Annotated in this window: 15 protein-coding genes; 14 read left to right on the forward strand and 1 reads right to left on the reverse strand. The window is 53.1% G+C overall.

Annotated features, from left to right (window positions below; all coding sequences use genetic code 11):
- Window positions 1-58: 58 nt before the first annotated feature.
- On the reverse strand, window positions 59-1,141 hold the full coding sequence (gene mnmA, locus FPZ49_RS01330; protein ID WP_144842536.1) for a tRNA 2-thiouridine(34) synthase MnmA: 1,083 nt from the start codon (window positions 1,139-1,141) through the stop codon (window positions 59-61).
- A gap of 194 nt (window positions 1,142-1,335) precedes the next feature.
- Between mnmA and cymR the strand changes: the two genes are divergently transcribed.
- From cymR to FPZ49_RS01400, 14 genes are all read left to right on the forward strand, one after another.
- Complete coding sequence (gene cymR / locus FPZ49_RS01335; RefSeq protein WP_144842537.1) at window positions 1,336-1,755, forward strand: cysteine metabolism transcriptional regulator CymR; 420 nt, start codon at window positions 1,336-1,338, stop codon at window positions 1,753-1,755.
- A 21-nt stretch (window positions 1,756-1,776) separates the two neighbouring features.
- A complete protein-coding gene (locus FPZ49_RS01340; RefSeq protein WP_144842538.1) occupies window positions 1,777-2,928 on the forward strand; it encodes a cysteine desulfurase family protein in 1,152 nt (383 codons plus the stop codon).
- 21 nt (window positions 2,929-2,949) lie between these two features.
- Window positions 2,950-3,471 carry a PRC-barrel domain-containing protein gene (locus FPZ49_RS01345; protein WP_144842539.1) on the forward strand — a complete coding sequence of 174 codons (522 nt, stop codon included), beginning with the start codon at window positions 2,950-2,952 and terminating at the stop codon, window positions 3,469-3,471.
- Window positions 3,472-3,482: 11 nt separating this feature from the next.
- Complete coding sequence (locus FPZ49_RS01350) at window positions 3,483-3,680, forward strand: hypothetical protein (RefSeq protein WP_028549805.1); 198 nt, start codon at window positions 3,483-3,485, stop codon at window positions 3,678-3,680.
- 230 nt (window positions 3,681-3,910) lie between these two features.
- The gene (locus FPZ49_RS01355) at window positions 3,911-4,981 is read left to right on the forward strand and encodes an AI-2E family transporter (RefSeq protein ID WP_144842540.1); all 1,071 of its coding nucleotides are present in this window, start codon (window positions 3,911-3,913) and stop codon (window positions 4,979-4,981) included.
- 85 nt (window positions 4,982-5,066) lie between these two features.
- Window positions 5,067-5,348, forward strand: a complete 282-nt coding sequence (locus FPZ49_RS01360) for a hypothetical protein (RefSeq protein WP_144842541.1) — start codon at window positions 5,067-5,069, stop codon at window positions 5,346-5,348.
- A gap of 475 nt (window positions 5,349-5,823) precedes the next feature.
- The gene (gene alaS / locus FPZ49_RS01365) at window positions 5,824-8,439 is read left to right on the forward strand and encodes an alanine--tRNA ligase (protein WP_144842636.1); all 2,616 of its coding nucleotides are present in this window, start codon (window positions 5,824-5,826) and stop codon (window positions 8,437-8,439) included.
- 81 nt (window positions 8,440-8,520) lie between these two features.
- On the forward strand, window positions 8,521-8,784 hold the full coding sequence (locus FPZ49_RS01370; protein WP_144842542.1) for an IreB family regulatory phosphoprotein: 264 nt from the start codon (window positions 8,521-8,523) through the stop codon (window positions 8,782-8,784).
- Between the two features lie 9 nt (window positions 8,785-8,793).
- Window positions 8,794-9,204 carry a Holliday junction resolvase RuvX gene (ruvX, locus tag FPZ49_RS01375; protein ID WP_144842543.1) on the forward strand — a complete coding sequence of 137 codons (411 nt, stop codon included), beginning with the start codon at window positions 8,794-8,796 and terminating at the stop codon, window positions 9,202-9,204.
- 18 nt (window positions 9,205-9,222) lie between these two features.
- A complete protein-coding gene (locus FPZ49_RS01380; RefSeq protein WP_144842544.1) occupies window positions 9,223-9,549 on the forward strand; it encodes a DUF1292 domain-containing protein in 327 nt (108 codons plus the stop codon).
- A gap of 73 nt (window positions 9,550-9,622) precedes the next feature.
- Window positions 9,623-9,931, forward strand: coding sequence for a DUF1292 domain-containing protein (locus FPZ49_RS01385; RefSeq protein WP_144842545.1), 309 nt, complete (start codon window positions 9,623-9,625; stop codon window positions 9,929-9,931).
- 100 nt (window positions 9,932-10,031) lie between these two features.
- A complete protein-coding gene (gene mltG / locus FPZ49_RS01390) occupies window positions 10,032-11,075 on the forward strand; it encodes an endolytic transglycosylase MltG (protein WP_144842546.1) in 1,044 nt (347 codons plus the stop codon).
- Between the two features lie 12 nt (window positions 11,076-11,087).
- A complete protein-coding gene (locus FPZ49_RS01395; protein WP_144842547.1) occupies window positions 11,088-12,032 on the forward strand; it encodes a peptidase U32 family protein in 945 nt (314 codons plus the stop codon).
- Window positions 12,033-12,052: 20 nt separating this feature from the next.
- Window positions 12,053-13,345 (forward strand): peptidase U32 family protein, encoded by a 1,293-nt coding sequence (locus tag FPZ49_RS01400; protein WP_391563795.1) that lies wholly within the window; start codon window positions 12,053-12,055, stop codon window positions 13,343-13,345.
- The last annotated feature ends 329 nt before the right edge of the window (window positions 13,346-13,674 follow it).

Genomic DNA, 13,674 nt, shown 5'->3' on the forward strand with positions numbered 1-13,674 from the left:
AAAGATATTGCCATAAAAAAAGCCGTCAGGGACTCGCCCTGACGGCTTCTTCACATCTTTACAGAATCAGCTTGTCAATCACCGCGCCGCCCAAGCATACCTCACCGTCGTAGAACACGACGGATTGCCCCGGCGTAATCGCCTTCTGCGCCTGGTCGAACATAATCTCGCAGCCGCCGTCCGCCTCGAAGCGAACCGTGACGCCTTGATCCGGCTGACGGTAGCGGAACTTCGCGGTGCAGCGCAGCTCCTGCGGAGGCTCCCCTGCGATCCAGTTCAAGTCGCTGGCCAGCAGACCTTTGGAGTAGAGGGCAGGATGCTTCTCGCCTTGCACTACATGCAGCACGTTCTTCTCCAGATCCTTGCCGGCCACAAACCAAGGCTCACCCGTGCCGGAGCCGCCGATGCCAAGCCCTTGACGCTGGCCCAGCGTGTAGTACATGAGACCGTCGTGACGGCCTTTGACTTCCCCTTCGAGCGTCCGCATATCGCCTGGTTTCGCCGGCAAATAGCCGCTCAAAAACTCCTTGAAGTTGCGCTCGCCGATGAAGCAGACGCCGGTGCTGTCCTTCTTCTTGGCCGTTGCAAGCCCGGCCTTCTCCGCGATGGCCCGGACCTCGGGCTTCGGAATATGGCCGATCGGGAACATCGCCTTCGACAGCTGATACTGATTCAGCGCATGGAGGAAGTACGACTGATCCTTGTTCGCATCCACACCGCGCAGGAGACGGTATTTGCCGTCCACTTGATCGACGCGGGCGTAGTGGCCGGTGGCGATGTAGTCGGCGCCGAGCTCCAGTGCTTTTTGCAAAAACTCGCCGAATTTGATCTCCCGGTTGCACATGACGTCCGGATTCGGCGTACGGCCCTTGCGGTATTCGTCCAGGAAGTAGGCGAACACCTTGTCCATGTATGGTTTTTCAAAATTTACCGTATAATAGGGAATGCCGATTTGGTCGCATACCCGGCGCACATCCTCGGCGTCTTCCTCCGCCGTGCAGTGGCCGAACTCGTCCGTATCGTCCCAGTTTTTCATAAACACGCCGATGACCTCGTAGCCTTGCTCCTTAAGCACGAGCGCCGAAACGGATGAATCGACGCCGCCGGACATGCCGAGGACGACGCGTGGTTTTTTTGTCATTGCGGTTACCTCGCTTTGCTGCATTGCTACCGCTTCGCTTAGGGAAGCAATAGCTTGTCTAGTATTATACATCGGTTTGCAAAAAGAATAAAATATTTCATGAATATGTCACGGTTTTTCTCCCATCGAACAAGGATTTATGATAACATATTAATGATACGGAAATGTATGAAATGTGAACGAGGTGTTCGAATTTGAAGATTTCTACCAAAGGCCGCTACGGACTGACCATCATGATGGAGCTTGCAACGAAGTTCGGAGAAGGCCCCACCTCACTGAAAAGCATCGCGGAGAAGCATCAGCTCTCCGAGCATTACTTGGAGCAGCTTGTCGCACCGCTGCGCAACGCGGGTCTTGTTAAGAGCATTCGCGGCGCCTATGGCGGTTATATATTATCCAAAGCGCCGGAGGAAATTTCTTCGGGCGATGTGATTCGGGTTCTGGAAGGACCGATTAGCCCGGTCGATTTTACAGAAGAGGACGATCCTGCGAAGCGCGATTTGTGGATTCGCATTCGCGACAGCATTGCAAGCGTGCTGGATTCGACGATGCTTTCCGACTTGATTAATTTCAAGGAAGAGGGAAGCAAAGACAACTATATGTTTTACATTTAACAAGTGATTGTGGTGAACGTCTTGGAGCTTATTTACTTTGACCATGCCGCTACAACCCCGGTCCATCCGGACGTCGTTTCGGCGATGCTGCCGTATTTCACAGGTATTTACGGGAATGCTTCCAGTACGCATCAAGCCGGACGGGATGCCCGACACGCGCTGAATCAAGCCCGGGACCGTATTGCGGCTTTCGTCGGCTGCCGGCCTGCGGAGCTGATCTTTACGGGCAGCGGGACCGAGAGCGACAACATGGCCTTGTTCGGCGCAGCGGAAGCGTATCGGCCGAAGGGCAAGCACATTATTACGACGCAAATCGAGCACCACGCGGTGCTTCATGCCTGTGAGCGTCTGGAACAGCTAGGCTACGAGGTCACCTATCTTCCGGTGGACCAATGCGGCCGTGTGAGCGTGACGGATGTTGAGGCAGCGATTCGCCCGGATACGATCCTGATCAGTGTCATGTACGGCAACAATGAAGTGGGAACGCTGCAGCCGATCGAAGAGATTGGAGCACTCGCGCGCAGCAAGGGCATTTGCTTTCATGTCGACGCGGTGCAGGCGCTTGCGCATGTTCCGATCGATTTAAGTACGCTGCCTGTGGATTTGATGAGTTTTTCCGCGCACAAATTGAACGGCCCCAAAGGAATTGGTGCGTTATATATAGCTAAGCAGATTCGATTATCGCCGCTCATGTACGGAGGCTCTCAAGAACGCAAACGCCGTCCCGGCACCGAGAACATCGCCGGAATCGCAGGCTTTGCGAAAGCCGTCCAACTTTTTGAACAGGGCAGGTATGAATTGCAACAAAAGGTGGAAAAACTACGTCAGGAAATGGTAAACGAGCTTCGAATTCATGTGGGTGAGTCTGATTTTGTCGTCAATGGCCATCCCACGGAACGGCTTCCGCACATACTGAACGTGAGCTTTCCCGGAATTTCCACGGAAACGATGCTGATGAACCTCGATATCGCCGGTGTCGCCGCAGCCAGCGGCTCCGCCTGTACCTCCGGTTCCCTCGAAGTGTCCCACGTCCTGCAAGCGATGCAGTTGCCTGAGGAAGTAACGAAGTCGGCCGTACGATTCAGCTTTGGCCAAGGCAACACCACAGAACACATCACCGCCGCAGCCCAAATCGTTGCAACCATCGTGAACCGTTTACGTACTAATGTTTAAGCAGGTAGGAGAGAATCATCGTTGAAAAAAGCGCGGAATGTCATCGGATTGCCGATCATTTGCGTCGGATCAGGTGAGCAGGTAGGCACGGTGAAAGACCTCCTCTTGAACGACGAATGGCAAGTGGAGGCGCTCCTGCTGGAAGCGAAGCATTGGTTTTCCGACGTGACCTGCATTCGGCTGCCGGATGTGATAGCCATCGGCGATGATGCCGTCACGATCGAGCATCCCGGGGTGATCATCCGATGGGAGGATCAGTCCCAGCTTATCGCTTGGCTCAGCGGAGATCGCAAAGTGAAGGGGCTTCCGATCCTGACAGTGAACGGACAGCAGCTGGGTGTCATTGAGGATGTTTATTTAGAGCCCAATAAGGGCACAAAGGTAATAGGATATGAATTGACCGAGGGTTTCATCTCTGATCTCAAAGAAGGACGCAAATGGCTGCCGCTGCCGGACTCGGTAAAGATCGGCAAGGATGCCGTCATTGTGCCCGTGGACGCTTCTGAGGCGCTGCAGGAAATCTTCGAACCAAAAGAAGAATAGGAGGATACGTTATGCTGCGTTGTCCAAATTGCAATTCCAAAGATATTGGAAAAATCGGGTCTCATCAATTTTATTGCTGGGGCTGTTTTATCGAGCTGACGGTAAACGGAGAGAAAATGTCCGTGTATCAAGTAGAGGAAGACGGAACGCTGAGCTCGCTGGACGATTTGTTTTTTGAAGAGGAAATGCCGCAGGTGCATGCGAACTAATCGCATAGCCGCATAAGGTACATGAACAGAACATACACCGCTTTCGAAGCCTTCGGACCGTCCGAGGCTGGCGAAGCGGTGTTTTTTGCATTCTCCACACTATATTCAGCAGGCGTACACTCTATGTCGGCATGGATGAGCAAGGCCTGCCCCGGTTAAAAATCCCAGCGTTGACACATACTGAAACGAAGGGGACGTCTGAATTCGACCTAAGAGCAGGGGGAGCTACTGTGGAGCGGTTTACGAAAAATCATCTGTTTATCTTCATGATCTATGTGCTGCTGGGCCTGCTGATGCTGTTTTTGGTGCTGCAAATCAGGCCGATGATCAGCTGGATGTATGGATTTTTACGCGAAATATTAGCGCCTTTTATTATTGCCATGATCATCTCTTATGTGCTCAATCCGATCGTCAGGCTGCTCGGAGCCAGGAAGGTGCCCCGTTCCATGGCGGTGCTGCTCATTTATGCAGTCTTTATCACCTCGTCCACGGTCGTGCTGATGAATATGATTCCGATGTTTATGAAGCAGCTGACGCAGCTGAATCAGAGCATGCCGGAGCTGGCGTTCAAAGCGCAGAGCATCGTGGACGGTGTGAACGGGAATCAACTGCTGCCGGACAGCGTGCGCGCAGGGCTCAATCAGTCGCTGGCCAAGCTGGAAAATGCGATTGCGCTCGCCATCTCCGAGTACATCCGTAATATCGGCAGCATGATCAACACCTTGTTCTTGATCTTCATTACGCCGTTCATGGCGTTTTATATGCTCAAGGATTTTCAGCTCATCGAAAAAACAGCGCTGGCCATCGTCCCGAAAACGCAGCGCAAGCAGATTGTCACCATGCTGGTGGACATCGATACGGCGCTTGGCAATTACATCCGCGGGCAATTTCTCGTCTGCCTCATCATTGGGGGGCTGGCCTACGTCGGGTATTGGCTGATCGGCATGCCTTATGCCTTGCTGTTTGCTTGTGTAGTAGCCGTTTTTAATATCGTTCCGTACCTGGGTCCGTTCTTGGGGGCTGCTCCGGCCTTGGTCGTAGCGGCTACCATCTCGGTGAAAATGGTGCTGTACGTCGTCCTAGTCAATACCGCGTGCCAAATTCTGGAGGGGAATGTGATTTCGCCGCAGGTGGTCGGACGATCGCTCAAGATGCATCCGCTGCTCATTATGTTTGCGCTGCTGGTGGGCGGGGAGCTGGCAGGGGTGGTCGGATTGATTTTGGCGGTGCCTGTCTTTGCGGTCATTAAAGTAATCGTACAGCATGTATTTCTGTACTATGTTCATCGGCGGACGGCGTGACGTGAACGGCTAGAAATTGCAAATGGCGGTGCATTTATGAGATAGTTAATGTTAAGAGCTTCCAATGGAAAGGCGGTGCGTGAGCTTGCTGCACTATGAATACGATCAAGAGCTGCTGAACATCGAGGAGCAGCAGAGCGGGCAGGATGTAGAGTTTTGGCTGCGGATGAAGCGGCCGGATGCCGGGGTGGAGAAGGCGGTGAAGCAGGTCCGCGCGCACTTCGATCAAGATGACATGACGTTGGACGTGCTGTTTTATGCCCATCCGCAGGAGGCCTACCAGTGGATTATGCGGCAGGATGCCTATATGGAGTTTGTCATGTGCCTATTTAAACACCGGTTGTTTACCTCCATCCGATGGAATTGAAAAACGGGTTGTCTTCTCCGAAGAGAGACAGGCGGCGCAATAAGCGCTGCAAAGGCAGGACTGGAGCCGAGTTGACAGGCAGCGGGGCGAAACGATATAATTTGATTTCAGTAGTGCATATTTTGGAAAGCGTTGAAGAAATTCAGTAGGTCATAGCCCATTAGTCAGAGAGAAGGCTTGAGGGGTTGCTTTCATACGAGAGTCGACCACCCAGCTGCGATTGCCTTCCTAATGAAGAATGACTGAAGCTCATTTCGGAGTGCGGATGAGAGTGTGCGCGTGAGCGATCACGAGAGCCATGAAAACCCGCCGGCGGGAGCCGTTACAAGCCATACATGAGGAGATTGTGCGGGAGCTGCAAGTCAGCATTTCTGCGCAATAACCAGGGTGGTACCGCGAGCAATTCGTCCCTGTTACAGGGGGCGATTTTTTTGTTTTTAGGGTCAATAAGTCAAACAGGAGGGTCATCACAATGATGAAAGCAGCTGACATTCGTTCCAAATGGTTGAAGTTTTTTGAAAGCAAAGGGCATAAGATTGAGCCGAGCGCGCCGCTCGTGCCGCATAACGATCCGTCCCTGCTGTGGATCAACGCCGGGATGGCTCCACTCAAGCCGTACTTCGACGGCCGTGTCGTTCCTGACAATCCGCGGATTGCCAACTCGCAAAAATGTATCCGTACCAACGATATCGAGAACGTCGGTAAGACGCGCCGCCACCATACGTTTTTTGAGATGCTGGGGAATTTCTCGATCGGCGATTATTTTAAAGAAGAAGTGATTACTTGGGCTTGGGAGTTTTTGACCGACCCGCAGTGGATCGGCTTTGATCCGAACCGACTGTCCGTTACCGTGTATCCAGAGGATACCGAGGCGTTCGAGTTCTGGAACAAGAAGATCGGACTTCCTGAAGAGCGCATTTACAAGCTGCAGGACAACTTTTGGGATATCGGCGAAGGCCCTTGCGGACCTTGTACGGAAATTTTCTATGATCGTGGCGACGCATACGGCGATTTGAACGATCCGGAGTGCTGGCCGGGCGGAGAGAACGAGCGCTTCCTCGAAGTTTGGAACCTTGTATTCTCGCAGTTCAATCATAACAAAGACGGCAGCTATACGCCGCTTCCGAATAAGAATATCGATACAGGCGCAGGTCTCGAGCGGTTGACTTCGATCGTTCAAGATGTAGACAGCAACTTCGATACGGACCTGTTTATGCCGATCATCGAGAAGACTTGCGAGCTCGCTGGCGTGAAATACAAGCAAAACGAAGAAACCGACGTTGCGCTGAAGGTGATTGCCGATCACGTGCGTACCGTAGCGTTCTCGGTTGGCGATGGTGTGCTTCCATCTAACGAAGGTCGCGGTTATGTTATCCGCCGTTTGCTTCGCCGCGCTGTTCGTTATGGAAAAGTGCTGGGCATGGATAAGCCATTCCTGTATTTGCTGACACCGATTGTCGGCGAGATCATGGGTGTGTACTACCCTGAAGTGGTGGACAAACGCGAATTTATCGAGCGTGTTATCCGCACCGAAGAGGAGCGTTTTCACGAAACGCTGGAGGGCGGCCTCGCCATCCTGGCTGATCTCGTAGAGAAGGCCCGCAAAGAAGGCAGCAGCCAAATCAGCGGCGCGGACGCGTTCAAGCTGTATGACACGTATGGCTTCCCATTCGACCTGACGGAAGACTTCGCTTCGGAAAAAGGACTGACGGTCGACCGCGCAGGCTTCGATCAATCGATGCAGGAGCAGCGCGATCGCGCCCGCAGCGCACGCCAAGAATCGGAGAGCATGAAGGTCCAAGGCGGGCCGCTCGCGGACTTCACGGTTAAAACGGAATTTGTTGGTTATACTGATTTGGTAACTGCTGCTAAAATTATTGCTATTGTCCATGAGAACCAGTTTGTGGATCTGGTGGGAACCGGTGAAACGTGCCAGGTCATCTTGGATCAAACGCCTTTCTATGCGGAAAGCGGCGGTCAAGTCAGTGACCACGGCTATATTACATCCGGCGACCTGGTGCTCAAGGTAGAAGATGTCTACAAAGCACCGCATGGCCAGTTTGTTCATACGGTGGTTGTCGAAGCAGGCGTACTCCGCAAAGGCGAAGCCGTTCAAGCTGCGGTAGCCCAAGATTTGCGCGAGGACATCATCAAGCATCATACAGCAACGCACTTGCTGCACAAAGCGCTGAAGGAAGTGCTCGGCGATCACGTCAATCAAGCGGGCTCCCTGGTAGCTCCAGAGCGTTTGCGCTTTGACTTCTCGCACTTTGGCAGCATCTCGTCGGAAGAGCTGCAGGATATCGAGCAGCGCGTTAATGCGCAGATCTGGAAGAGCATCGAGGTGGACATTTCCCTGAAGCCGATTGCGGAAGCAAAGGCTATGGGAGCGATGGCACTGTTTGGTGAAAAATACGGCGATGTTGTGCGCGTCGTTCGTGTCGGCGGCTACAGCTTAGAGCTGTGCGGCGGCTGCCATGTGCAGAACACCAGCCAAATCGGTTTGTTCAAAATCATTAGTGAGTCCGGCATCGGCTCCGGCGTGCGCCGGATCGAAGCGGTCGCAGGCCGCGGCGCGTATCAGTACCTGGACGGACAGCTTCAGTTGCTTCGCGATGCTGCGGGTCTCTTGAAATCCAACATCGCGGATGTGCCGAAGCGGATCGACGCGCTGTTCGCCCAGCTGAAGGAAATGTCGCGTGAGAACGAGTCGCTCAAGGCGAAGCTCAGCGGCATTGAAGCGGGCAGCTTGACCGATCAGGCCAAGACGGTGAACGGGGTTACGCTGCTCACCGCTCAAGTGAACGCCGGCGATATGGAATCGCTTCGTAACATCGTGGACCAAATGAAAGCAAAGCTTGGCTCGGCTGTTATCGTGCTTGGCGCAGCGGCCGAAGACAAAGTGAATCTGGTTGCAGCGGTGACGCCGGATCTCGTATCCAAAGGGCTGCATGCCGGCAAAATTATCAAAGAAGTGGCGACACGCTGCGGCGGCAGCGGGGGCGGACGTCCGGATATGGCGCAAGCCGGGGGCAAGGACGCTTCCAAGCTGCAAGAAGCGCTGCAAAGCGTGGAGCAGCTGATCGGATAAACTTTTTTGGCTTGTCAAGAGGAATAATTAGGGATATGGCGAATAAATGAGATATAATGATGTTGTGGGGGGTGCTGTAGCATGAGTTCGATGGATAAAACAATGAAGTTCAACGTCAAGGCGGAAGAGATCGAAACCTCGCCGAAGGAAGTCATTTTGCAGGTGTATGATGCTCTCCAGGAAAAAGGGTACAACCCGATTAACCAAATCGTAGGTTACCTGCTCTCCGGCGACCCTGCATACATCCCGCGCCATAACAATGCAAGAAGTATTATCCGCAAGCGGGAGCGGGACGAATTGATCGAGGAGCTCGTTCGTTCTTACTTGCAGCAGTATAAAGCTTAAGGAGCCGCTATGCGTTTAATGGGTTTGGATTACGGGGATAAAACGATCGGTGTAGCCGTCAGCGATGAGCTGGGCTGGACCGCTCAAGGGCTGGAAGTGATCAGACGATCCACGGTGGAACGGGATACCGCACGGCTGAAGGAGCTGATTGCCGAATACGGCGTTGGAGAGATCGTTGTCGGGCTGCCCAAGAACATGAACAATACGATTGGTCCACGTGGAGAAATTTGCATCGCATTCGCCCAAAGTTTGCATGAAATACTACAATTGCCTGTGCATATGTGGGATGAACGGCTCACGACCGCTTCGGCTCAGCGTACGCTGATCGAGGCGGATGTCAGCCGCAAGAAGCGTAAGCAGGTCGTCGATAAGATGGCTGCGCAGCTTATTTTACAAGGGTATATGGATGCCCATTCTTAAGAACGAGAGGTGAAGACGATGTCTCAAAAAGATCAGCCGACGGATCAGGATCAACTGCTGGAAGAGCCGGAAATTATTTTCATTCCGGATGATGAAGGAAACGAAGAAGAATTTGAAGTCATCATGAAATTTGAGGTGGACGGCTCGGACAAGAAGTATATGATGGTCGTCCCTGTTGATGCCGATGAAGAATCGGACGAAGTGTATGCATTCCGTTATGAAGAAGACGGTGACGATCTGCAGTTGTACACCATCGATGACGAAGAGGAATGGAACATCGTCGAGGAAACCTTCAATACGCTCATGGATCAAATGGATGACGAGGACGAAGAAGACTCGAAATAACTGAAATGTTGCAGCACACAGGGCGCTGAAACCTATGTTTCGCGCCCTTTTTACTCAAAGGAGGCCGCAAATCTTGTACCAGATTTCGGACGTGAAAGAGACGCAGCAGTTGCGGGAAGCTTTCGGAGATGATATTATTTTGTATGATGAGCAGCAGGAATCCGTTGTGTACCGCATCAAATCGGAATTTATTCTGGGCGGGCAAGGCTATGCCATGCTGGAGAAAGCTAAGCCCGGCAAGGAAGACGAACCGGAGATTTTCCGGGTGGCGCGAACTTCGGAGAACGAACTGGAGCTGCAGACGATCGAAGATGATGACGAATGGGAGAACATTGCGGAGCTCTTCGATGAATTAACCTTCCCGGCTGACGAACAGCTGTAAATCGAACTTTACAGTTGCCAATGAATGCAGGCAGTTGCTCGAGCGGAGATGATCCGCTCTTTTTCGTCGTGTAGGAGATAATGATTGAGGTTGAACAGCCATGAAACGGATTTTCCTATGGGGATGGACGGTGCTCCTCCTGCTGGCGATTGGGACTGGTGCAGGCTTTGCTCTCCATGTGGGGAAGCAGCTTGCGCCGATGCCGGAATCGCCGGATATCCAGCATATATCCTATCCCAGCGGCACGTCGATTACCCAGCTTGCCGATCAGTTGGAAGCGAAGGGGATTGTGCGGAGCGCGAAGTGGTTTACATGGTATTTGAAATACAAGAAGGAAGGCGCCCGGTTTCAAGCCGGGGAATACGCCATGTCTCCTGGACTTCGGATGGACCAGATCATCGGACAGCTCAATCGCGGCGAGACCATCAAGGAGGAAGCGCTGCGCGTGACGGTTCCGGAGGGGTACACGGTACGGCAGATCGCCGAAAAGCTGCTGCAGTATGGGGTGGATTCGGCGGCCTTTTTGCAGGCGGCGCAGAGCTTTAAAGGAGCGCAGGGCTCCTACGCTTCGCAAATTCCGAACGATCCGGCGCTGAAGGTCAGGCTCGAAGGGTATTTGTTCCCGGAGACCTACGAGTGGAAAAAGGATGCCCAGCCTCAGGACATGATCGAGAAGATGACGTCCGAGCTGGACAAGAAGCTGAGCGGATTGCCGGCCGGCTGGCAGGAGGCCATGACGAAGCAGGGGCTGAGCTTTCACCAGATGCTGACGCTGGCTTCGCTAATTGAGCGCGAGGTCGCCTTGGACGAAGAGCGGCCGATTGTCAGCGGGGTGATCCACAACCGGCTGAAGCAGGACATGCCCCTGCAGATTGATGCGGCGGTGCAGTATTTGCTGGACAAACCGAAGGAGCGGCTGTATGAGAAGGACCTGCAAATTGCGAGTCCGTATAATACGTACCTGAACAAGGGGCTGCCGCCTGGGCCGATTGCGAGCCCGAGTCTAGCCTCCATCCAGGCCGCCATTTATCCTTCGGATACGAAATATTTGTTTTACGTGACCAAGAAAGACGGCAGCAAAGGCCATTTGTTCGCGGAAACGTATGAGCAGCATAAGAAAAATATTGCGGAAAGCAATAAATAAGCGGGTGAATGGATCATGAGCAAAACGGAGCTTCTCATTTCTGCGGGATCCGTGGAGGAAGTTCGGCGTTACATTGAAGCCGGCGCGAATGCCGTCCTGGTCGGGGAGCATCGCTTTAGCCTCCGGCAGCCGGGCGAAGTTACGCTGGCGGAGCTGGCCGACATTGTTCCGTGGGTACACGGGCAAGGGGCCAAGGTGTATGTCGCCGTCAACAACATTATGGAAAATGCGATGCTGGACGATTTGTCGTCCTACATTGCGAAGCTGAGCGAGCTGAATGTGGATGCACTGGTCTTTGGCGATCCAGCGGTGCTCATGGCGGTGCGCCAATCGGCTCCGGGCATGAAGCTGCACTGGAATGCCGAGATGACGTCGACCAACTACGCGACGGCGCGGTATTGGGGCAGCAAAGGCGCGGTGCGGATGGTGCTGGCTCGCGAGCTAAACCTGGAGGAGACGCTGGAAATCAAGCGTGAGCTGGGGGATGCGATGGAGGTTCAGGTGCAGGTGCACGGCATCACGAACATCTATCATTCGAAGCGCAGCCTGCTGACCAACTACCAAGATCATCAAGGCCGGCCGGAAGAGCTGAACAATTTTGATCTCGGTATGGACGAAGGGCTGTTCCTGATCGAGCAGGAACGGCAAAATGAGCGTTTCCCGGTCTACGAGGATGCCAACGGCACGCATATTATGAGCTCCGACGACATCTGCATTCTGGACAGCGTGCAGGAGCTGCTGGAGGGCGGAATCGACAGCCTCAAAATCGATTCATTGCTGAAATCCGTGGAGTATAACGTGGCCGTTGTTCGCGGCTATCGAAATGCGATTGACGCTTATGAGGCCGATCCGGCAGGGTATGAGTTTAATGAGTTGTGGCTCGATGCGATTCGGGAGCTGCAGGATCCAAGACGCGAATTGACCTACGGGTTCTTTTATAAAGAGCAGGTTTATTAAAATAGGTAAGCGAGGTGGAAATGATGACTTTGATGCAGGAACAATTGCTTGGTAAGCGGGTGAGGCTGGAGAAGCCTGAGCTGCTTGCGCCGGCTGGAAGCTTGGAGAAGCTGAAATTCGCCGTGCATTACGGTGCAGATGCGGTGTATATCGGCGGACAGCAGTATGGTTTGCGCTCCAATGCGGACAATTTTACATTCGAGGAAATGCGCGAGGGCGTCGAATTTGCGGAGAAGTACGGCGCCAAGGTGTTTGTTGCGACCAACATTTATGCGCACAATGAAGATATTGCGGGACTGGAAGATTACTTGCGCGGCATTCAGGATGCCGGGGTTCATGCGATTATCGTGGCCGATCCGATCATTATCGAAACGTGTAAACGGGTAGCACCGAAGCTAGAGGTTCATCTGAGCACGCAGCAGTCGACGATGAACTGGCAGGCCGTCCAGTTTTGGAAGGACGAAGGCATTGACCGCGTCGTATTAGCCCGTGAAGCCAGCATGGAAGAGATTTTCGACATCAAAAAGCACGTGGACATCGAAATCGAGGTGTTTGTGCACGGCGCGATGTGCAGCTCGTTCTCCGGACGGTGTGTGCTGTCGAACCATTTTACGGACCGCGATTCGAACCGCGGCGGCTGCTCGCAGTCGTGCCGTTGGAAGTATGATCTGTTCACGACGGAAGAAGACGCGGAGCAGGCGCAAGTAGGCATCAAGGAAATTCCGCTGTTCCAAGCGGGCGACAATCCGTTCTCGATGAGCTCCAAGGATTTGTGCATGATCGAGCATGTGCCGGAGCTGGTTCGCTCGGGTGTGGACAGCTTCAAGATCGAAGGCCGGATGAAGAGCGTTCACTACGTGGCCACGGTGGTAAATGCGTACCGTCAAGCGATTGACGCGTATTTCGCCGATCCGGAGCACTATGAGCTGAAGCCGGAGTGGCTGTATGAGATTCAGAAGGCGGCGAACCGTCCGCTGAATACTGGATTTTTCTATGATCGTCCGGGCCACGAGGATCATATCTTCGAGCCGGAGGATAAGGCGGCACCATACGATTTTGTCGGCGTGGTGATGGGCTACGATGAGGAGACGAAGACGGCGTTGATTCAGCAGCGCAATCACTTCAAGCCGGGCCAAGAGATCGAGTTTTTCGGACCGGGCGGCTCGTTCTTCAAGCAAACCGTATCCGAGCTGCGAAGCGAGGACGGGGAAGTGCTGACGGCGGCACGCCATCCGCTGCAGCTGATCCGCATGCAGGTGGAGCAGCCGGTCAAGCCGCTGGATATGATGCGCAAGAAGATGGGCAAGAACTGATAATAATCGAATGACAAGAGACGTTTTGTCTATGGGGAGACCCGTGGCAGAGCGTCTTTTTTGTTGTGGAGGTTTTCATAAAATTAGGAAAAAAAGACTATTTTTTGACCTGAATCGACGCTTAAAGAGGAATCAACCTCATGTTGTCGAAAAGTAAACCTATACATATTCGCAACTTGATTATGATTTAGGGCGGTGAATCATTAATTTTTCTTTATTTTCTTAAAAAAACATGAAGGGATTTGGCAAATAATGTCGAACCTTTTAGGTTGAACAGCCAATTATGGAATCTCTCAACCGACAAAACCCAGCACATATTACAGAACAAG

It is taken from the genome of Paenibacillus cremeus, assembly GCF_007786445.1.
Classification (GTDB): domain Bacteria; phylum Bacillota; class Bacilli; order Paenibacillales; family NBRC-103111; genus Paenibacillus_G; species Paenibacillus_G cremeus.